The following is a 20201-nucleotide window of genomic DNA, read 5'->3' as shown; positions in this document are numbered from 1 at the left end:
CTAAAGATAAAGTTTAAAAACGAACTAAATAAAATATTAAAATTTTCTTAAAATATTCAGAAAAAACTTGTAAATAAATCACATTTATATGCGTGAAATTATGTAAGCGTATTCTTTCTTTGTTTTGACGAAAAAATAGGAATTATATGTTAAAATGGTACAAAGTTGGAATTGTCTAAAAGAATGGTAGGGAGGAGGAAGGCAAAAGTGAAGGCTCTTATAGCAATAGGCTTTATTTTTTGTTGTTTAGCAGGGTGCAGTTCTAATGCTCAAATCACCAACGACAAAGAAATGGGAAAGAATATTCAGCAATTATTTGAAAAAAAAGGTGTAAGGTCAGTGGATGTATCGAAGTTAAGTGATTTTAAATGGGAAAAAGGATATTTATTCACAAACAAAAGCAAGAAAGCGGACGTAGAAAAACTTGTAAACGCACCGATCAGTGAAGAGGTAATGAAAAAAATATCTGCTGCTAATCAAATGCTTGTGTTTGTACACGAAGGAGAAGTTGTCCGCTATGTAGAACTACCCCAAGATTTCATAGCACATGATAAAAATCAACTTGAGTTTTCATTTTATCATTCTGAACTAAAATTTAATAAAAAAAGGGAGGGCAAGCTTATAAAAGCAGGAGATAAAACGTTAAGTTCAGAAGATGCTTTAGCTGTAGAATCAATTATGAAACAAATTCAATGGAAAAAAGCTGATTACACTGTCGCTCTTGACCCAGATGTACAGCTTACTTATGAAGGAGTCGTATACAATGTACGATTCACCTCCGAGAGTGCGGAACTTACTTCTAAAAGACGAGGAGTATATGGTAAAGTTACAGGAGAAACAGCACAGCAGCTATATGACATATTGATGTAACCTATTGATTTATCAATAGGTTTTTTTGTGCACATATTTTTAAATTTACATAAAATGTCTCGATATTATTGACATTAACGTTAACGTTAATCTATAATGGTAATAGATAGTTGACGTTAACGTTAATGTTTGAGGGAGGTGAAGGGGAAAATATGTATCTAATCGATGACGTAACGAAAATGACTGGTTTGACCAAGCGTGCTCTTCGGTATTATGAAGAGATTGGACTCATTTTGCCCCCGCAGCGTACAAAAGGAAATGCACGGATTTATTCCGAAGAAGAGGTAAGAGAACTAAAAAAAGTAGCAGAAGCAAAAGAAGTTCTCGGTTTTTCTTTACAGGAGCTGCAGCAGTTTATGTCGCTCAAAAGAATGATTGAAGAAAGAAGTGAGCAGCAAGGATTATCAGCGAAAGAGATAACTAAAATAGAAAATTTACTGGAAAATCAAATCAAGATGATTGATTTTAAAGTGGTTAAAATGCAGGCATTTAAAACAGAATTAAAACAAATGCGAGAATCTGCTATGGAAATACATGAAAAAACAAAAGGAGAGATGAAAGAGTGGAAGGACAGCATTCAAATAACCGATTAGGTCAAATTATTACGGTAGTAGCTACTTTTTTAGCATTTATGGGAATCGGGGTAGTAGATCCGATTTTACCAGAGATTGCTAAGCAAATTGGAGCTTCTCATTGGCAAGTAGAAATGTTATTTACTTCCTATTTGTTAATGATGGCTATTATGATGATTCCAGCAGGCATCTTAGCATCACGTGTAGGAGACAAGCGTTTGATGGTAACAGGACTTATCATTGTAACGATTTTTGCAGCACTATGCGGGTTTTCTAACAATATTCCTCAGCTTTCTATTTTCCGAGCAGGATGGGGACTTGGTAATTCGTTTTTCTTTGCAACAGCTATGACGCTGCTTATTGCATTATCAGGTGAAGTGAAAAAAGCAGTAGGATTATATGAAGCTGCGATTGGTTTGGGAATGGCCGGAGGACCGCTTGTAGGAGGCGTGTTAGGAAATGCTTCTTGGAGATTGCCGTTTTTCGGTACAAGTGCTTTAATTTTTATCGCCTTTATTTTAGTATTAACGATTGTTAAACAGCCTACAAGCACTAAGCCTCGTAAAGCAGCGGGTTTTAAAGACATGGTTAAACTTTATAAATTAAAACCATTTACTCAAGGCGCTGTATCAGGCATGCTTTATTACTACGGGTTTTTTACAGTGTTAGCTTATACGCCGCTTATTCTATCGATCGGAGCTCTTCAAATTGGCTTTGTTTTCTTTGGATGGGGATTATGTTTAGCTTATGGATCAGCGGTTTTAGCACATCAGTTAGAGAAAAGATATCAGCCAAAACAAGTGTTACATGTTAGCTTAATTGTTTTTTCACTTATTTTAATTTGTTTATTTGCCTTTGATGCAACATGGTTGCGTATTGTCTTAATCATGGCAGCAGGTCTTGTATCAGGACTTAATAATGCATTATTTACGAGTCATGTAATGGAAGTATCTCCTTATGAACGAGGAATTACATCTGGAGGATATAATTTCTTAAGATGGTTAGGTGCAGCTTTTGCTCCTTTATTATCAGGAGTTATCGGCAATGCCGTAGCGCCTCAAGCTCCTTTTCTCGTAGCAGCGATTCTTGGGTTGCTAGCTTTTGTTATTATGGTTATAAAAGTAAAAACAGCTTCTCAAACGAATGAAGCTGTATCTAAATAAACGTTGAAATAAAAGGCTTTTTCTTGTAAAAAGCCTTTTATTTTGTTTTATGTTATAATAGTAAAAACGTTTTTAATCATAAAAATGAAACTCTTTACCAACTTGTACGTATACTTTATATGTACATAAATCTTTTTAGGAGCGTGATGCCCATGGCCACCTGTCAAAATTGTAATCATAAATGGAACTGGAGGACAACCTTTAAACAACTGTTAACATTTAGAAACGTTTTAGAATGCCCACACTGTGACAAACAACAGTATATCTCTGCAAAATCCCAAAAGCGATTATCAATCTACTCATTTGCACCCCTTATTATTTGGCTTATTCTCTCACTATTTGACTTTTCCTTTCCATCCATTGTTGTCGCGGAGCTTATTTTCTTCATAGCAGCGGTTGTTATGATGCCACTTTCTTATGAAGTAAGCAGCGAAGAAGAACCCTTGTGGTAATAAAAAAACCTTCCGTTTTAACGGAAGGTTTTTTTATGCGGCTTTACCGTCTAGCTGTTGTCCGTGATGGCGCTGATAATACACCCACCCAGCATTCAATAGTAGAAGAACACTGGTTGTTAAGAATACGTAAGGAATTCCTTTAGCTCCGGCAATTTGTCCGCCAATGACTGGACCGGCTAAATTCCCAAAGTATTGGGCTGTTTGATTATAGCCAAACATTTTACCGGTAATCGAGTCCGGCACAATTTTCTTTAAATAAGAATTAATAGAAGGTAATAATCCTCCCATTGCAAAACCGAGTAAAAAACGAAGTAAGAATAGCTGCCAAGTACTATGCACAAAGGCCTGTAAGCCGCAAATAACTGCTACGATGAGCAGGCATATTTGAAGTACATTTTGAGGACCAACGCGATCGCTGACTTTGCCGAGTCTTGATGCAGCTAAAATATTTGATATTCCTGTTGCCGCCACGACAAAACCTGAAATAAGGGCAAGGTGATCGGTATGAGTAGACAGTTGTTTTACATACAGTGTAACGATTGGCTGAATAGCCATAACTGCAAGCTGCAGTAAAAAAGTTGTAACAAATATACCAATCACGGCCTTTGAATTTTTTAGAGATAGTAACCCAATGTTAGATTCTTTCGTCGTTTTCGCCGTCTCTTTTTTGTCTTCTTGAATTAAATTTACAATTAAAAAAGACAAAAACATAAATGCACCCGTCACGAAAAAGACGTGACGCAATCCAATTGTATCTCCTAAATAGCCCCCTACTAGCGGTCCTAATAAAGATCCTGATACAGCCCCTGTAGATAACGTACCTAATGCTTTACCACTATGCTCTTTAGGTGTTTGAGTCGCTACTAACGTAATGGCTGCAGAGATGAAGCCGGAAACAGCGCCCATTAAAAAGCGCAGTCCGACAAGCTGATAGACATTTTGCACAAAACCAATAGAAGTCATAACAATTGCCATACCCAAGCTTGCGCGAAGGAGCATAAGCTTTCGCCCGTATTTATCGGCTAAACTCCCCCATAAAGGAGAAACAATAGCCGCCATTAAAAAGGTAGCTCCAAACGCAATACCAGCCCATCTGCTGATGGAACTCGTATCGTGAACTCCCAGCTTTTCAATATAAAGCGGTAAAAACGGAATAACTAAACTCATCCCGGCTGTGGTGCAAAAAGAACCGAACCAGCAAATGTACAAGTTTCGTTTCCATAATTCCATTATATTTCCTTCTTTCGTTGTGCCGCATAGCGTAAAAACAACAAAAGAGCGAAACCATATGGCCTGCTCTTTTAGCATACATGCAGCATCTTTTTATCGGTTTAAATTATACCATATATCAGAAATATTTAAAAATAAAATGATTCACTTAGTGAAATATTACCGTGAAATGAAAACAGAAAGATGTCCTGTGTTTACGCTTGGCTTAGAACATAAAGTGACCCTTGGTTCACTCATTACTTTATGTTGTGACAATGGAATTATGTAAAGAATTTATACTTCACTAAAAACTGCGTCAGATAATCTGTCCAAAATATACGTTATACCCACAAATTTTGTCTATTTATCAAATAATGTGTAAAACAACCTGACGAAAAGAATGAATTTTCTGTTTTTTAACTCTATATTAAAACTATGTTCTCATTATTCATAATGTGGAGAGTGTTTTAAGGAGGAGTGTATATTGGAGCAGATGATTAGTACAATAAGTGAAATGATTTGGAGTACGCCGATGCTTTATCTATGTATAGGAGTGGGACTTTTATTTACTATTCTCACTAGATTTGTACAAGTTCGATATTTGAAAGATATGGTTACTTTATTGTTTAATGGAAAAAGTTCTGAATCGGGCGTTTCGTCTTTTCAAGCGTTAACACTTGCTTTATCAGGGCGCGTGGGAGTTGGAAATATTGCGGGAGTTGCAACAGCCATTGCATTCGGTGGTCCAGGAGCAGTTTTTTGGATGTGGTTTATTGCTTTTATAGGTTCAGCTAGTGCATTTATTGAATCAACACTTGCTCAAATTTATAAAGTAAAAGATAAAGGAGAATACCGAGGTGGGCCTGCTTATTATATTGAAAAAGGCATGGGAAAGAAGTGGTACGCACTGATTTTCGCTTTTGCCGCACTGCTAGCTATGAGTGTACTTGGACCAGGAGTGCAAGCAAATTCAATTACAGCAGGGTTAAATAATGCATTTTCAATACCGCCTTTAACGTCTGGGATTGTACTTGTTGTTATTTTAGGATTAATTATCTTTGGAGGCGTTAAGCGTATTGCTGCCGTGGCACAATATGTTGTTCCGTTTATGGCCATTGGATATGTTCTTGTTTCGTTAGTGATTATCGGATTGAACATTCAAGCTTTACCAGGAGTTATTGCTTTAATCTTTAAAAGTGCGTTTGCACTTGATTCTACGTTCGGTGGAATTATTGGCATGGCTATAGCGTGGGGAGTCAAGCGAGGTGTATATTCAAATGAAGCGGGTCAAGGTACCGGAGCTCACCCCGCGGGAGCAGCGGAAGTCTCACATCCTGCCAAGCAAGGTCTGGTACAAGCTTTTTCAGTTTATATTGATACGCTGCTTGTATGCTCTGCTACAGCCTTTATGATTTTAATTACAGGTTCTTACAGCACCCAAGGGCCAGATGGTTCGTTCATTGTGGATCATTTAAAAGGAGTTGAAGCCGGGCCTCAATATACGCAGCAAGCAGTTGAGACGGTGCTTCCTGGATTCGGATCAGGGTTTGTAGCTGTTTCTCTCGTGTTTTTCGCCTTTACTACGATTATGTCACAATATTATATTGCGGAAACGAACTTAGCTTACGTATTGAAAGGCAAACAAAATAAAATAGTATCCATGTTCCTTAAGGCAGCTCTTTTAGCCACTACTTTATACGGATCTATCCGAACGGCTGAAACTGCATGGGCGTTAGCAGATATTGGAGTTGGAATAATGGTTTGGCTCAATTTAATTGCAATTTTGATTTTAGCTAAGCCTGCTTTAATAACTTTAAAAGATTATCGCCAGCAGAGAAAACTAGGGATAGACCCTACCTTTTCTCCAAGGAAATTAGGAATTCAAAACGCTGATTATTGGGACGAAGAATATCAGCATAATCAAGATAAGGAAAATGTTTCATAAATCAAAAAAGCCAGCTGGGGTTATCCCGTTGGCTTTTTTTAGTTTATGAAGCAGCTCTTTTGACCGCTTGAAGATGGTAATGATTCGTTCTTTTCGGGTATAATGTGGCGTGAAGCGTCCTCAATTTATTTTCGTTTGAGTATTTATTTATAATAGAAGACATATAAAGGGACGGTGGTATGTAAATGACTAAAAAAGAAAATGAATCCATTTATATTCAGCAGCATTTAGCAAATGAACGAACGTATTTAGCGTGGATTCGAACGTCTATTGCCACACTCGGCATTGGCTTTGTTGCAGGCGGCCTACATTTCAATTCCGGAAAAAAATTAAGTGAAGCAGCCGATACTCTTATTATTGCTGTTATTATCTTTTCTTTAGCTGCAAGTGCAGGTTTGCTTCTCTTCTCAACCTATCATTATTTTTCAACCCGCAAAAAAATTAACAGCCAAACGTATCAATCTTCTCACGCTTTGGTTATTTTTGTTTCAATGATTATGCTGATGCTGATCGGCGCTCTTATGTTTTACTTTTTTAACATTGCGTAAAAAAGTTTAAGATGTAAGAAAAAAGGGAAAGCAGTCTCAGAGAATTTCCGGTTTTATGAAAGAAAAAGAAGATCTATTGATATGGTGGTAATGGCAGATGTAATTATAATAATATCTTCTTTATGAACCGGCTGTATAATTTTACAGGTTAAATTCTTTGTTAACCGCGGATAATGGAAAAGGAAAGCTTTATAAGCCGAAACTTATCCAATACATGTTGAACATAAAAAATGAATATGAATTTCACTACAGGGTGAAGCGAAAGTAAAGGAGAACGCTGTTATGATTCAAACATCTAAGACCGTTGCCGCTCGTTTTTTTACGGAGCGTTTCTTTGATCAGGCTGCTCAAACAGCCTACTATTTTTTGTTATCTTTTGTACCGTTTATTATCTTTCTTTTTTCTCTGCTGAGTTTCTTTCCAATTGATACAAACAATTTGCTGATATTTATTGAACCATTTACGCCTAAAAGCGCCTACGACGTAATTGAACGGTCAATTGAAACAGTTAACAATAGCGGGAAAAAAGTTTTATCTTTTAGTTTATTAGCGACTTTTTGGCTCGCATCTATGGCTATACAATCTTTGGTTCGCTCGTTAAATGACGCGTATCATATTCAAAGAAAACAAACGTTTTTGCGCGGTTTAATCAATGATTTGATTTTAACTTTTGGTTTTATGGTTGTGGTAGCTATTTCATTGTTTGTACCAATTATTGAAGAGGTCATTCGACATTTGGTCCTAACAAAAGTCCATGTTCCTGATATATGGTTTCAAAGCTGGACGACAATTAGATGGGGAATTGGGACATTATTTTTATTAGGCTTCTTCATTCTTTTTTACAAACTGATGCCAAGCGCAAGAGTAACGTGGAAAGATGTACTTCCAGGGGCTGTTTTCTCCACGCTAGGATGGCAAGTTGTATCTACCGGATTCGGATACTATGTCCAGTTTGGAAGCTACTCGCAAATCTATGGTCAGCTTGGAAGTATTATTATTTTAATGGTCTGGTTTTATTTAACCGCCGCTATTTTATTAATTGGCGGTTTAATAAACGGTAATAAGTTCATCAAAGCTCACAAGACAACGTATAGAGACGCGGAAAATGACTAGGGAAACCTAGTCGTTTTTTTTATATTCAGTTTTACAGTTAGAAAGTTTATCAAAAAAATATTGCGGGTAACTATTGAATATCTCGTTGCCTTCCCTTTACACACAACAAAAAAGCAGTAGGAGTTCACGTTGAGATGAGGTGGAAAATTGAATAATTTTAATCGGTTTTTAATCGCAATTATTGGAATTGCAGGACTGATTTGTTCAGGTATGTTAGCACTGATGGTTTATAGGGTTCCTCACCTTTCAAATTGGTTAGAAAAGTGGCAGCATCAGGAGTGGTTTTACTACACAATTTTATCAATAAGCGCATTTTTAGCTGTTATTTTTATTATTTTTCTTTTAACAGGCATATTTAGCAGACCGCCTAAGAAGAATTTAGCAATTGTAACTGGTGAAGGCAAAATAACAATTTCTAAAGCAACGATCGAATCTACAGCTTTACGAGCAATTAGAAGCTTTCAGGGAATACGCTCTCCTGAAGTCCATGCCTCTATTCATTCTCGCAAAGAAAAAGTTAGTCTGTATATCAACTGTTCGTTGTTTGGACGAGATGGACTACCAACACTAGGAAAAGAGATGCAGCTTGAAACAAAACGCGCCGTGGAGGCCTTACTTGAGCTTCCTGTTCACTCCGTCCGTATTGACTTAACAGATACACAAACACGAAAGAAAGAGCGTGTTGTGTGATGAAGGAGGGACATAATGAGTACTCCAGATAAATTGATTCCGTACCGTGGCCGAGTACTTGGTATTCTGGCAGGTTTAGTGTTGGCAATTTTGCTATTAACAATTGGTTTTGGCCCCACGCTGCTAATTGTAGCTTTTATGGGAATTGGTTATGTAATCGGGAAGTGGAGAGACGGTCATTTAGACATAAATGCTTGGGTAGGATTCTTTACTAAAGGAAGATAGAAAATCACTTTAAGGGAGATGTTAGTTATGGCAGTTAATGAAACAAATACAGCAGTAAAATCTCAGGAAAATACACATCAAAATACACATCAAAATACATTAACATTTGAAGATCAAGTCATTAAAAAAATTGCTGGAATTGCAGCTAATGAAATTAAAGGAATTTTATCAATGAGCGGCGGATTTATGAGCGGGTTAACAGATCGCTTCCGCAGCACTGAAGATATCACAAAAGGGATTAACGCTGAAGTAGGAGAAAAGCAAGTTGCCCTTGATTTAAAAGTAATTGTCGAATACGGAAAAAATGTTCCAGCCATTTTCTCTGAAACTGTTAATAACGTAAAAAAATCAGTTCACGATATGACGGGATTAGAGGTAGTAGAAGTAAATATGCATGTAGAGGACGTAATGACTCGCTCTGAATTTGAAGCGAAAACGGATCGAGACAAAGAGCAGGAGTCAAAGCGTGATCTTGAATAAAATATAAAAGGTGAACACTTCCATTCATCATATATTCTCTGTATGATGAATGAGAAGTGTTTTTTTATGGGAGGGAGAATTCTGTGATTCTGGTTAGTTCCTGCTTAGCAGGTCAAGCTTGCAGATATAATGGAAGCAGTGCCTTAGTTAAGGAAATTGAAGCGCTCGTTGAAAATAAAGAAGCGGTGATGATGTGTCCGGAACTGTTAGGTGGATTTCACACGCCTAGAGAACCGGCAGAAATTATAAAAGGAACGGGAATAGACGTAATAAACGGAAATGCGCGAGTTATTGAACGATCGGGAAAAGACGTGACAGATATATACATAGACGGGGCCTATAAGGCACTGAGCATCGCAAAAGAAATAAAAGCTACTGTTATTGTACTAAAAGAAAACAGCCCTTCATGTGGAAGTGAACATATATATAACGGAGCATTTTCAAATGTTAAATTAGCCGGTGAAGGGGTAACGAGTGCGTTGCTAAGAAAGCATGGTTTTATCGTCATGTCGGAATCTCAATTTGCAGCTGAAATGCATGGAGACCCATCATAATCAAAAAAAGCGTACACTATATGTGGACGCTTTTTTTATAAAAGCTTATTTACTGTGAAGCGTATCTGCTGTGCTTTCTGTTCGTGTTACCGCATAAAGAGAGCAGAAAAGACCAAGCAAAACAAAAATAGACCCGACCCAGCCGTTATAAATAACAGAGTATTGATTAACGACAATTCCTCCAACATAGGAGCCGATCGCAATTCCTACGTGTGAAATCGCTGCATTAGTGCTGATTAAAATGTCCGACGTGTCGCGTGCACTATGGATAATTAAATTGCTTTGAGCTGGTGAAACCGCCCAGCTGAGTGCACTCCAAATGATCATAAGAAGCAAGAACACAATAAATGGTAAATGAACGCCAAAAGGCATAGCAATCATGCTAACAAAAAAGAGAGCAATCATGGTGATAACAGATGAAGAAGGGTTCCATTTATCAGAAACAGCTCCTCCAAGTCCTCCTCCTGCCACGGCAGCAAGACCGAAAATACCATAAATAATGGTCACCATCGTTGTATTTAATCCTAGTGTTTCTTGCAAAAATGGTGTGAAGTACGCATAAAGCGTTAAATGGCCCGCAAGTACAAATAATGTTGCTAGGTGAATAGCGAGCATTTTTTTATTGCGTAAAGCTTTTACCTGAGTTTTTAACGGTACAATTGGAGCAGGAGCTAGACGCTCCATTGTAAACCAAACGGTAATCATAATAATGGCAGTCAAAATTGCAATCATAACAAATACTTGACGCCAGCCAAGCGCATTTCCAATCAAAATACCAAGAGGAATGCCTAAAACAAGTGAGCCGCTGATTCCCATAAATACGATGCCAATTGCTCTGCCTTGGTATTCAGGTTTTACCATTCTAGAAGCCATTGTGGTAGATAGTACAATGATAAAAGAACCGCTCGCAGCAGCAAGAATACGTCCAATCAGTAGCATATAATAGCCCGAACTGTAGGCTGAAAATACATTGCTCAATAAGAAAATAAATAATGTCCACATATAAACTTTTTTACGCTCTATCTTAGCCGTCACATTTAGTAAAATCGGCGCAGACAAGGCATAAACAAACGAATAAATAGAGATTAAATAACCTGCTTTTGCTAATGATACATGAAATGCATCGGCAATTAAGTCTAAGATGCCTCCTAGAATTAATTCGACCGTTCCAACAACAAAAGAAGCAATCGCAAGTATGTAAACTTTTTTATTCATCAAAAAACCCCCTCTTTAAAAAGTTACAACTAGAATAGTAACCTTTTTTAGAAGGGATTTCAATAGGTAATATTAAAAAGGTTACTAATGAATTAGTAACCTTTTAATATCGCAGGCGAGTAAGCAGATCCATGATCTCAGAATCTTGAAGAAGCTGCTCTTGATATTTCTTTGTAATATGGGTAAGTGCAACGTCATGATAAAAGAAATCAGCAAAAACTTTTACAAGCGGCTGGGACATGGTTTTTATTGCTTTCCATGTCTCATGTTCAATGCCGGCAAATAAAAGGTAAGCATCGTCAACAATAATCAACTGCGACGGCTCAAGGTTTTTATGATCATCTATTGGATTTAATGTATGTAAATGTTTGAGGGCAGTCTGCAAGTTTCCTATGGTTAAGACCTCGACGTTTACGCCTTGTTTCTCTTTTTCTTCTAGCAATGAGCGGTAATGTGCTAACTCATCATTCCACGCGGATAAAATAATAGAAGATTCCGCTTCGTCAATCAATTGTTCGATGTGAGCAGAAATAGAGGATTTATCTTTTAAACTCCAAACATGATCATCTGTAAACGTTTTTTTAATTTTATATGTTTTTAATTCATTAATGTCATTTTCAAAATCAGCAGTAAGTTTTTGAATGACGGTTTGAAGGGCTACCGCTGAGTAAAGTTTCTTTTTCCCGGACAATGTATTTACTACAATACCTTTATCAATTAAACGATTAAGCACTTCATAAATTTTTGCTTTTGGAACATGCGAATACGTAACAATTGAACTAGCATCCAGCGGGCCATCATTCGCAAGCAGCGCTTCATATACTTGACTTTCATACTGAGAAAAACCAAATTTTTGCAGCATAATTTTCTATTCATCATCCTTTCTTTTTTTAAGTATATCACGGTTTGTAAAAGTATTACTAATTGTATCAGATATAATAATCTTATTAAACTATGTTCTAAATAATCATTAAAAATAAAATAAGCTATTAAAGGATCTTTATTACAGGAGAAATATTTTTAACCATATAATACTTTCTATACTAAAACACTCACCATTGGGTAAAGAAAAGAAAGAGGTGAAAAAAATGAAGAAAAATGAAAAACTACTGTTGAAAAAAATGAACATAAAACAGCAACGAGAAGTGGCTGCTCAGCTTGAAGACGTACTGGATTCCTTACTGTCTCTTGAAGAAAAATTATGCTCAGCACCTGATAATAAGGAGTGGCTGTCTTTACAAGCTCAGCTTGAAAAAAGAGAACATGAGCTGAAATTTAAGCATAAAATGCTGTGTGAAGAATGGACAGCACTATAAAAGACAGGCATTTTGTCTGTCTTTTATTGCATTTAAATTTTCATTACGCGAATAGGGCTAACCATCAAAATAGCTAACATAATCATAAGGTAAGGGTTTACGTAATAAAACATGCCAAGCAGTGCGATAATTAGAGCGGGAAAAGGAATAGGAAGCCCTATAAAATAACCTATGGTTGGATTTGCACTAAATTTAGCTAATCTTAATGCGCCCATGCTTGGATAAATCATAAAAGCGAGTACGGTTAGCCAAGAGTGGGGAGAGAGAGTATGAAATAGCATTGCAGGCGCTACGCCAAAGCTGATAATATCAGCCAAAGAATCTAGCTCTACACCAAACTCGCTGTTAACTTTCAGCTTTCTCGCAATTTTGCCGTCAAATAAATCGAAAAAAGCGGCTAGAAAAATAAAAAGAGCAGCTAAGCGTTCGTAGCTGTTCATATTAAAGGCTATGGAAAATACGCCGCTTAGCAAATTTCCAATCGTAAAGAGATTCGGAACCCATTTTAACAGTCGAAGAATCAATGTCATACAACCGCCTTTCACAGTGTGTACAATTAGTGTAACTGTTAAATCGTATTATTATGTGAGATACAAGATAAAAAGAAGGTAGTATTGAAAACTGGGTGTCGTTTCTGTAATATATATCGTATAATACGATAATAATTGAAAATACGATATAAAGGAGCAGGATCATGAAAGTAGAGGAGTTAAACAGCTATTGGACGTCTATTTATTATCATTTGCACTATACGCATCAAGAGAAAATTACACACCAAACCATACGTCTTTTACAGCATATCGACAAATCATCTTCGGTTGGAATAAAAGAAATTGCGGATTATTTACACGTTTCACATAATACGGCATCTGAACACGTAAAGAGAAATATTGATAAAGGGTATGTATATAAAAATAGAGATATACATGATGAAAGAAAAGTAATTCTGCATTTAACAGAAGCAGGAAAAGACCTATTAAAACGGAATTCAAGCTTGGATGAAGAAAAAGTATCAGCTATTTTACGCGAAATGACAGCATCTGAAAAGCAGCTGATTCAACAGGCTTTTCAGTTATTGAGCGAGCGTGCAAAACATGTATAGTATCATCAAAATTTTAATGTCGGCTCTTATTATTGCAGGGGTAACAGAAATGGCCAAAAGATTTCCGACATACGGTGGAATTGTGGCTGCCCTTCCAATTGTGAGCTTACTAAGTATTGTATGGTTATCAGTGCAAGGAGAAAAAAAGGAAGTGGTCAGTCAGTTTACACTCGGCGTTCTTTATGGACTCCCAGGCACTATTTTACTACTTGCTGTCGTCTATATTTGTTTAAAAAACTCCCTTCATTTGTTTATGAGTTTATCAATAGGAGTTATGTGTTGGGGCTTGTTTTTAGGCCTTCAAAAGATAGTGATTAAACTAATTACTACATAAACTATTGGAATTTAATCCAATTTTCTGTAAAATAAAAGCCTAAGTAAAAGATAGGGGCTGAGTAGAGTTGAGTTTAGCAGAGAAAAAGTTAGGAATTGACCGAGTTGTTTTTATCGGCAGAACGTTTGAAGAGTATAGCGCCATGTTTAATTTGAATGAAAAGTATTTAAAAGGAAAAAAAGTGTTAGATTGTGCTAGCGGGGCCTGTTCTTTTACTGCTCATGCCATGCAGCAAGGTACGGAGGCTACTAGCTGCGATATTGCCTATAAATTTACGGCAGAAGAGCTTGAAAAGAAAGGAAGCCTGGATTTAATTCATACGATGAATCAAATGCAGCACGTACAGGAGCAGTATGTGTGGAAGTATTTTTCGTCTATTGATGATTTAACTGAACATCGAAAAAGAGCATTAAAAGATTGTATTGCTCATATGAAAAAGAACCCCGAAGCCTATCAGTACGGAGCACTTCCTAATTTGCCGTTTCAAAAGAACGAGTTTGATTTAACGCTTTGTGCTAACTTTTTATTTATGTACAGTGACCGGTTAGATTATACGTTTCATTTAGAGGCTTTAAAAGAACTGATACGCGTTACAAAAGAGGAAGTACGTTTGTTTCCTTTAACGGACCTGAGCGGCAAGATTTCTACCTATTTGCCGCAGCTGTTAGAAGAGATTGCGCCTCTAGTAAAAGGAACAGAAATAGCAGACGTCCCGTACGAATTTCAAAAAGGTGCCAATCAAATGCTGAAAATATATGTATAACAAATATAACGAAAGCCGCTTTTAGTTAAAGCGGCTTTTTAACATTCAAACGTTTTTTGGCAGTTTGAGTATGCTTCGTTATAGTTTCAGATCCAAGCGCTTTAGCTAAACCGAACAAAGGCATATTCACGTATACTGATTCATAATTTCCTGCAGGAATGACGTACGTTTCATGATAAATGCCCACTTCATTCGTTTTTGAAGCCTGTTTATAAAAAGAATTCCAAGCTTTTAAGTGCTGAGGACCTTTGGCATAGGAGGTTAATTGATCAACTGACTCCCAATATTGTATCAGCGTGATGGTTCTTAAATTAAAAGATCCTTGCAAAGATAAAAAGCCAAGGTTTTTGTTTGTATACAACTCGCGAATCATAGGAGGCATTGCTTTAAATACAGGGAACCATTTGTGTACCGCTGTCCACTTATTAATGCGCATTCCTATAACAAAGACGACCAACTCCTGACCGGGCTTAGCCATCATACGATTGGAATGAATCATAAATTATGCGCCTCCTCATCATATAATTTATTAATCGTATCTTTGCACCATTCTATCGAAGCACACGTTGTTCGTTTACCGTAGTCTAGGGTAATAAGCCAATACGTTCTATCGGGAGAAGGGCTGTTAGAAATGCTGTCTTCAATTCCGCAATACATGTGATAACGTTCAGTTAGTTTCTGCTGAGCGTTTTTTAACTGGGAAATTGTGAGCTGCTTTTCTTGCTGACTACTAAAAAAGAGTTTTAACAAAATTTCATTTCGTTCGGAAGGGAGCTGCTTAATAGGTTCACGCAGCCAATCTTGCAGAACTTCTTTTCCTTTAGTTGTTATGACATACTCTTTTTTATCTGGTTTATCAGTTTGAGCAACGGAATTAACCGTTGCTAGTTCATTATTCACAAGCTTTTGTAAAGTGGGATAAATTTGGCCATAACTGATTTTCCAAAAATGATTTAAACTTCGATCCATTAACTGCTTAATTTCATAACCAGTTCTGCATTCCGTGGTAAGCAGTCCTAAAATTGCATATGTTGTTTGATTTTCCTTCATTTATTTTCCTCACCTATATCTTTTTGATATATATATTACCATAAAAAGGATAACATTCAATAAAAAAACGCGAGAGTTATGCACTCTCGCGTCTAAAAAAAGGTTTGTATTGCTGAACCATCATTTGCGAAGCAGCAATAAATAAAAAGATAAAGCCTCCACACATTAGCAACATGACAGCACCTATTCTCCATAAAAGCTTTGGCATCAGCATATCTCCTTTTTTGAAGTTATTACCTATAGTGTAAAGAATAGCGTGCAAAAATTCTAGTCATAACTAGATATAATTTTATGACTTTTTTAAACTGACTCTCCCTTTGGGTCGTCTTCTAGATCCTCTTCGTCAAAAATAGGAACTTCCGTATATGTTTCTTCTTTTTCTGAAACGGAAGGAGAACCCTTTGTATCCTCTTGTCCTGGCTTCGCTGTGCCAGAAGAAATATCTGATTTTGCGTTTTTTAACTCTTCCATATCTTTTTGAATTTGGTCCGTGAAATCTTTTGGTATCGCTCCGCTTCCGTATGTAGCTCCGATGTTTAAAGTACCGCCGAGTTCTTTAATGCCAACTTGGCCAATATTGTTGTTTTGTTCGTATTTATCAAGAAAAAATTTATCAATATGAATAGGCGGGGGAGCATTTTCTAAAAGTGCCGCTTTTTGCTGAATCCCTTTTATTTCTTCTTGAAGGGCAGACGTTCGTTTTAGCATGTCCACCTGTACTTCAGTTACAAGCGACATGCTGCGTTCTAATGCTGAAACTCTGTTATCTAATTCTGTCATTCTTTCGATATAAGGAGCCATTTGCTTCTTTACAGATTGTTCTACTAACCGAGTTATATCCATGTAAGGTATAGCTTCTATCTTTTTATCGCGAGGAGGTTGTGTGGAGATCACTTGTTCCAATTGCGCTACTTTTTCTTTTAAAAAATGAAGCTGTTTAGCAGTTTCTTGCATGTCTTTTGCATACGTTTGTTCCGTATCTTTATGAGTGCTTCTTTGTGAAGATGAAGAAGCATTGGAGTGCGTGGGCTGAGCCTCTAGCTTTTTTTTGAGCATGATGAGAGAACCAATTTGCGGTTCGAGTTTTAAAAAACGGTTCATGTGAACTTCAAGCGTGTTAATGCGCTTGATTTGATGTTTGAAGTCCGCTAGCTCAGTATGAAGCTGTTGGTTAGTCTGTTTGGGGTTAAAAAATCCTTTCATAGACATTTCGCTTCTCCTCATCTTGGGCTTATTTCCTCTGTAATCACAGTTAGATAAATACATAGTGAGCCAGTTTAGAAGTGAACGTTAAATTTTTCGCATTTATAAATACTTATGTGCAGCATTAAAATTCATTCGTAAAACTACTAAACCTTATTCAATGTGAATACGTTCTTCTTGGAAAAACTGCCTGTGATAAGAAAGGATAAGCAGCCCGTTTTCAAATTTTGCACGCAGATGATGTGCATCGGTGGGCTCTGGCAACTCAATAATTCGGTTGAAATCTCCAGAAGGTCGTTCTTGTACAACCGGCTGTCCTGTGATGAGAGGGTGCGGTGAGCCTTTTAATAGAAGTCTGCTGCCTGAAACGGAAACGTGTAAGTTTTCTTTTAGATAACCAGGCAGGTCAGCGATAACAATGATCTCGTGAGGCGTAACGTAAATGTCAACAGGTGGAAAATTACTTTTAGAAGCCTGAGGTGCCTGATATGAATCAGGAGCATTCATATCCATATTTTCTTTCATAAATTCGTTAAAAGCAGTTTGATCAAAAACACCGTTCCAAAAGTCATTTGTTTGATATTTTTTAGCAAATTCCATCCACTGCATAAGTTTATCAAAGTCCATATCGTTTCCTCCTTACCACACATCATAAAAAGATGGAATTTGAATATAGTTTGAAAGGGGGGTGGTTTAAATGGCAGGTGCATCTATAAATATTAATATTTTAATGCTAAAGATAAATTCCTTTGAAAATGCGTCTGCAGTAAATATCGGACAGAATTTACTAGCAGACTGGAATAATTCAGATAAAAAAACACAGGGATTTGGGCAAAATTTTGGTGATGATAGCGGCTTTATAGGAACGAGAAGCTGTGTCGATGATCGAGATCAAATTGACAGCCCATCATCTTTTCAAAAAGTGCCCATTTCATAGAAAAAGCCTAATAAATATAGCCAGTTCAGATGCAGGTTATATTTATTAGGCTTCCGATTGAATGCTAATAGACGAATAGATGAAGATATGCTGCTAGTTGTGCGCAGTAGAGGCAGAGGAGATGAAAAAATTAAATTACGCTATTTTTAACTGAGTTTGAATCATTTACATCTGAGTCTATAATCCATGAGAACGGAGTTACGTTCGGAGAAAAATCTCCGTTTGATTCTCCCAGACCTTGATTACGTTTGTAAGATACGAACACATCAAGCTGCTGATTAGGTCCTATGCTTAAAACGGATGAATTATCCAAAACGTTCACTTTGAAGGCTTGTAAGTTAATGACCATGGGCGAAAAAATCATATGGTTTCCTCCTTATTTATCATTTTTTGTTGCAAATGCATCTACATAATCATTATCTACAGTTTTGTAAGCAGATCCTGCTGTAAAACATTGATCAGCGTGCTGCTGTCCGAAGGCCTGATTTTTCTTTGCTGTGACATATCTTGTAACTTTTGACGTATTTCCAATAGAAATACTGCTTGCTTGATCAGCACTGCGAACGTTCAAATTTCCTAGGTTGATTTTTGTTGAGTCGAATAGCATATTATTCTCCTTTCAAACGACAGTTCTTCTAAGTCTTTAAAAGCTTATTGTAGCTTCTTTGAAAATATGAATAATACATGGATTCATTCAGAGAGTAGAAGTGGTCTACTGTAGCGTATTGTAGTTCTGTGTAAAACGTGAAAAGATTTTAAAACCTCGACAGGAAAAGGAGGGAATAATAAAAATGCACGATATTTTACATGCTGTAAACACATCAACAGTAAAAAGTGTGTTGGCAACGATTGTTCATGTAGAAGGATCCTCATATTTAAAAGAAGGAGCGTCCATGCTGTTTCAAGAAAATGGGGAGAACATTGGGATGTTAAGCGCTGGTTGTGTAGAAGCAGATCTTGCTGAGCGCGTAAAAGAGTTGTTCGACACTGAGCACGTATTAACCGTTACGTACAATTTGAAAGAAGAAGGTGATGCAGGATGGGGACAAGGAGCAGGCTGCAATGGAATCCTGTATATTCTCCTAGAACCTGTAACTGCGAGGATGAAGCAAAATCTTTTGCGGGTAAAACGTCATTTAGATAACCGAAATCCTGTTTTGCATATTAAAAAATTAGAAAAAAACTTTATTCAAACAACCTCTTTTTATGTAGAAAAAACGGGCGAAACATTTGGTGGAAATAGCGACGAATCATCTTTTGCAACAGATGATTGGAATGGGAGAAAGAGCGGTATTCAACTTTTAAATTGCTCCCTGCTCACATATGCTCATCTATATAAACCAAAGCCTCGTCTAGTTATCTGGGGAGCAGGTGTTGATGCAAAATACTTAGTATCACTTGCTGCCATTACGGGGTTTTCTGTTACCTTATGCGACTGGAGACCGGCTTTATGTAATAAGGAACATTTTCCGCTAGCAGAGGAAATACATATTGGATTTCCAGAGGAAGTAGACAAACAATTATCTATACAAAGCGATGATTTTGTTGTGATCATGACGCATAATTTTTATCGCGATCAAGAAATTCTCTCGCTATTAAAATCAAACCCTGTGAAGTATATAGGAGTTTTAGGATCTAAAAAGCGAACACTTCGATTATTGAATACTGATATTTCTTCACGCATTCATTCGCCGGTAGGACTTTCTATAGGAGCGGTAGGACCGCAGGAAATTGCTGTTAGTATTCTTGCTGAACTAATTCAAAACCTCCGAATGTATGATGAAAAAAAGGGATGAAAATGTCCGGGTTAAATATTGTTGCTGTTTATCTTGCCGCAGGAGCTAGTAAAAGGATGGGCAGAAATAAACTGCTGCTGCCTTTAGGGAATGGATGTTTGGGAAGTAAAGCTTTACGAACAGCTGTTTCTTCAAAAGTAAATCATACGATAGTAGTAACTAAGAAAGGAGATCATCTTGAGTGGATTGACCCTGTTCTTTTTTCAGAAGCATATCAGCAGAAGTGGAGTCATACTTCTTGTAGTAGCGCCTTAAAAGGTCAGTCTGGGTCTTTAAAATGCGGATTAAAAAAAGCAAAAGAATTAAACGCTGATGCTATTATTGTGCTGTTGGCAGATCAGCCTCTTATAAGCATCGTGCTGATAGATACATTTGTTTCTCTTTTTAAAAAACATTTTTCTGTTCCATTTATTTCATCTTTTTATCAAGGAACTTCCAGAGCACCGGTTTTATTTTCAAAACAAATGTTTTCAAGCTTGGATAAGCTGCAAGGAGATCAAGGGGCAAGAAAAATTATAAGACAAAGCGGACCTGAAAATGGAATATTTTACGAATGGACCGACGCTTCCCTTTTTATGGATGTTGATACAAAACAAGCGTATGAACACATTAAAAAGATATACAAAGAGAAACGTCGACTGTTTTGATTGATGGAGGTGAA

At 36.9% G+C, this 20201-nt stretch carries 29 protein-coding genes; 18 read left to right on the top strand and 11 right to left on the bottom strand.

Features of this window, described 5'->3' with window-relative positions; all coding sequences use genetic code 11:
- Positions 1-207 precede the first annotated feature (207 nt).
- The 4 genes from ACFX4E_RS20960 (at position 208) to ACFX4E_RS20945 (ending at position 3057) form a co-directional block, all read left to right on the top strand.
- Positions 208-870, top strand: coding sequence for a hypothetical protein (locus ACFX4E_RS20960; RefSeq protein ID WP_253352872.1), 663 nt, complete (start codon positions 208-210; stop codon positions 868-870).
- A gap of 152 nt (positions 871-1022) precedes the next feature.
- The gene (locus ACFX4E_RS20955) at positions 1023-1463 is read left to right on the top strand and encodes a MerR family transcriptional regulator (protein ID WP_098333360.1); all 441 of its coding nucleotides are present in this window, start codon (positions 1023-1025) and stop codon (positions 1461-1463) included.
- A complete protein-coding gene (locus ACFX4E_RS20950) occupies positions 1433-2605 on the top strand; it encodes an MFS transporter (protein WP_028408322.1) in 1173 nt (390 codons plus the stop codon). Before ACFX4E_RS20955 ends, ACFX4E_RS20950 begins: the two co-directional genes overlap by 31 nt.
- A gap of 152 nt (positions 2606-2757) precedes the next feature.
- Entirely contained in the window at positions 2758-3057 is a 300-nt protein-coding gene (locus tag ACFX4E_RS20945) for a TIGR04104 family putative zinc finger protein (RefSeq protein ID WP_016764349.1), read from the top strand.
- A 33-nt stretch (positions 3058-3090) separates the two neighbouring features.
- Here ACFX4E_RS20945 and ACFX4E_RS20940 read toward each other — a convergent pair whose 3' ends face one another.
- Positions 3091-4290 (bottom strand): multidrug efflux MFS transporter, encoded by a 1200-nt coding sequence (locus ACFX4E_RS20940; RefSeq protein ID WP_028408323.1) that lies wholly within the window; start codon positions 4288-4290, stop codon positions 3091-3093.
- Between the two features lie 472 nt (positions 4291-4762).
- On the opposite strand from ACFX4E_RS20940, the gene ACFX4E_RS20935 reads away from it, so the two are divergent.
- The 7 genes from ACFX4E_RS20935 to ACFX4E_RS20905 all read left to right on the top strand — a co-directional run bounded on the left by ACFX4E_RS20935 (position 4763) and on the right by ACFX4E_RS20905 (position 9824).
- Positions 4763-6214: an alanine/glycine:cation symporter family protein gene (locus tag ACFX4E_RS20935; protein WP_377238307.1), complete on the top strand. Its 1452-nt coding sequence runs from the start codon at positions 4763-4765 to the stop codon at positions 6212-6214.
- A gap of 185 nt (positions 6215-6399) precedes the next feature.
- Positions 6400-6762 carry a YidH family protein gene (locus tag ACFX4E_RS20930; RefSeq protein WP_016764347.1) on the top strand — a complete coding sequence of 121 codons (363 nt, stop codon included), beginning with the start codon at positions 6400-6402 and terminating at the stop codon, positions 6760-6762.
- A gap of 282 nt (positions 6763-7044) precedes the next feature.
- The gene (locus ACFX4E_RS20925) at positions 7045-7875 is read left to right on the top strand and encodes a YihY/virulence factor BrkB family protein (protein ID WP_013057287.1); all 831 of its coding nucleotides are present in this window, start codon (positions 7045-7047) and stop codon (positions 7873-7875) included.
- Between the two features lie 147 nt (positions 7876-8022).
- On the top strand, positions 8023-8565 hold the full coding sequence (amaP, locus tag ACFX4E_RS20920; RefSeq protein WP_025751715.1) for an alkaline shock response membrane anchor protein AmaP: 543 nt from the start codon (positions 8023-8025) through the stop codon (positions 8563-8565).
- Positions 8566-8580: 15 nt separating this feature from the next.
- On the top strand, positions 8581-8790 hold the full coding sequence (locus ACFX4E_RS20915; protein WP_016764344.1) for a DUF2273 domain-containing protein: 210 nt from the start codon (positions 8581-8583) through the stop codon (positions 8788-8790).
- A gap of 27 nt (positions 8791-8817) precedes the next feature.
- On the top strand, positions 8818-9270 hold the full coding sequence (locus ACFX4E_RS20910) for an Asp23/Gls24 family envelope stress response protein (RefSeq protein WP_377238269.1): 453 nt from the start codon (positions 8818-8820) through the stop codon (positions 9268-9270).
- Positions 9271-9353: 83 nt separating this feature from the next.
- A complete protein-coding gene (locus ACFX4E_RS20905; RefSeq protein ID WP_377238270.1) occupies positions 9354-9824 on the top strand; it encodes a 2-thiouracil desulfurase family protein in 471 nt (156 codons plus the stop codon).
- A 45-nt stretch (positions 9825-9869) separates the two neighbouring features.
- Here the strand turns inward: ACFX4E_RS20905 and ACFX4E_RS20900 are convergent, their stop codons facing one another.
- Complete coding sequence (locus ACFX4E_RS20900) at positions 9870-11039, bottom strand: MFS transporter (protein WP_025751718.1); 1170 nt, start codon at positions 11037-11039, stop codon at positions 9870-9872.
- Between the two features lie 103 nt (positions 11040-11142).
- Positions 11143-11901, bottom strand: a complete 759-nt coding sequence (locus ACFX4E_RS20895; protein WP_028408326.1) for a TrmB family transcriptional regulator — start codon at positions 11899-11901, stop codon at positions 11143-11145.
- A 226-nt stretch (positions 11902-12127) separates the two neighbouring features.
- On the opposite strand from ACFX4E_RS20895, the gene ACFX4E_RS20890 reads away from it, so the two are divergent.
- Positions 12128-12355 carry a hypothetical protein gene (locus tag ACFX4E_RS20890; protein WP_028408327.1) on the top strand — a complete coding sequence of 76 codons (228 nt, stop codon included), beginning with the start codon at positions 12128-12130 and terminating at the stop codon, positions 12353-12355.
- A gap of 32 nt (positions 12356-12387) precedes the next feature.
- Here the strand turns inward: ACFX4E_RS20890 and pssA are convergent, their stop codons facing one another.
- Positions 12388-12879, bottom strand: a complete 492-nt coding sequence (pssA, locus tag ACFX4E_RS20885; protein ID WP_176526105.1) for a CDP-diacylglycerol--serine O-phosphatidyltransferase — start codon at positions 12877-12879, stop codon at positions 12388-12390.
- Positions 12880-13049: 170 nt separating this feature from the next.
- Between pssA and ACFX4E_RS20880 the strand changes: the two genes are divergently transcribed.
- The 3 genes from ACFX4E_RS20880 (at position 13050) to ACFX4E_RS20870 (ending at position 14554) form a co-directional block, all read left to right on the top strand.
- Entirely contained in the window at positions 13050-13457 is a 408-nt protein-coding gene (locus ACFX4E_RS20880; RefSeq protein ID WP_013057279.1) for a MarR family winged helix-turn-helix transcriptional regulator, read from the top strand.
- Positions 13450-13791 (top strand): DUF3147 family protein, encoded by a 342-nt coding sequence (locus ACFX4E_RS20875; RefSeq protein ID WP_098249586.1) that lies wholly within the window; start codon positions 13450-13452, stop codon positions 13789-13791. The genes ACFX4E_RS20880 and ACFX4E_RS20875 overlap by 8 nt, the downstream gene beginning before the upstream one ends.
- Positions 13792-13858: 67 nt before the next feature.
- Positions 13859-14554 carry a class I SAM-dependent methyltransferase gene (locus tag ACFX4E_RS20870; RefSeq protein ID WP_028408330.1) on the top strand — a complete coding sequence of 232 codons (696 nt, stop codon included), beginning with the start codon at positions 13859-13861 and terminating at the stop codon, positions 14552-14554.
- Positions 14555-14579: 25 nt separating this feature from the next.
- Here the strand turns inward: ACFX4E_RS20870 and ACFX4E_RS20865 are convergent, their stop codons facing one another.
- From ACFX4E_RS20865 to ACFX4E_RS20845, 5 genes are all read right to left on the bottom strand, one after another.
- Positions 14580-15053, bottom strand: coding sequence for a DUF4188 domain-containing protein (locus ACFX4E_RS20865; RefSeq protein ID WP_102812810.1), 474 nt, complete (start codon positions 15051-15053; stop codon positions 14580-14582).
- Positions 15050-15604, bottom strand: a complete 555-nt coding sequence (locus ACFX4E_RS20860) for a PadR family transcriptional regulator (RefSeq protein ID WP_016764331.1) — start codon at positions 15602-15604, stop codon at positions 15050-15052. Before ACFX4E_RS20860 ends, ACFX4E_RS20865 begins: the two co-directional genes overlap by 4 nt.
- A gap of 76 nt (positions 15605-15680) precedes the next feature.
- A complete protein-coding gene (locus ACFX4E_RS20855; protein WP_013057274.1) occupies positions 15681-15812 on the bottom strand; it encodes a hypothetical protein in 132 nt (43 codons plus the stop codon).
- A 92-nt stretch (positions 15813-15904) separates the two neighbouring features.
- Positions 15905-16813 (bottom strand): hypothetical protein, encoded by a 909-nt coding sequence (locus ACFX4E_RS20850; RefSeq protein WP_377238272.1) that lies wholly within the window; start codon positions 16811-16813, stop codon positions 15905-15907.
- Positions 16814-16960: 147 nt separating this feature from the next.
- Positions 16961-17434 (bottom strand): Hsp20/alpha crystallin family protein, encoded by a 474-nt coding sequence (locus ACFX4E_RS20845; RefSeq protein ID WP_377238273.1) that lies wholly within the window; start codon positions 17432-17434, stop codon positions 16961-16963.
- Between the two features lie 70 nt (positions 17435-17504).
- Here ACFX4E_RS20845 and ACFX4E_RS20840 point away from each other — a divergent pair, with 70 nt between their 5' ends.
- Entirely contained in the window at positions 17505-17744 is a 240-nt protein-coding gene (locus ACFX4E_RS20840) for a hypothetical protein (RefSeq protein ID WP_013057271.1), read from the top strand.
- Positions 17745-17874: 130 nt separating this feature from the next.
- On the opposite strand, the gene ACFX4E_RS20835 is transcribed toward ACFX4E_RS20840, so the two are convergent.
- On the bottom strand, positions 17875-18108 hold the full coding sequence (locus ACFX4E_RS20835) for a hypothetical protein (protein WP_013057270.1): 234 nt from the start codon (positions 18106-18108) through the stop codon (positions 17875-17877).
- A gap of 12 nt (positions 18109-18120) precedes the next feature.
- Positions 18121-18351, bottom strand: a complete 231-nt coding sequence (locus ACFX4E_RS20830) for a hypothetical protein (RefSeq protein ID WP_028408334.1) — start codon at positions 18349-18351, stop codon at positions 18121-18123.
- A gap of 184 nt (positions 18352-18535) precedes the next feature.
- On the opposite strand from ACFX4E_RS20830, the gene ACFX4E_RS20825 reads away from it, so the two are divergent.
- Positions 18536-19540 carry an XdhC family protein gene (locus ACFX4E_RS20825; RefSeq protein ID WP_263035731.1) on the top strand — a complete coding sequence of 335 codons (1005 nt, stop codon included), beginning with the start codon at positions 18536-18538 and terminating at the stop codon, positions 19538-19540.
- Complete coding sequence (locus ACFX4E_RS20820) at positions 19537-20187, top strand: NTP transferase domain-containing protein (protein WP_377557395.1); 651 nt, start codon at positions 19537-19539, stop codon at positions 20185-20187. The genes ACFX4E_RS20825 and ACFX4E_RS20820 overlap by 4 nt, the downstream gene beginning before the upstream one ends.
- The last annotated feature ends 14 nt before the right edge of the window (positions 20188-20201 follow it).

It is taken from the genome of Priestia sp. YIM B13491 (assembly GCF_042787605.1).
GTDB lineage: Bacteria > Bacillota > Bacilli > Bacillales > Bacillaceae_H > Priestia > Priestia megaterium_E.
Note: the sequence above shows the minus strand (reverse complement) of the source record. Positions and strands in the feature narration are given on the sequence as shown.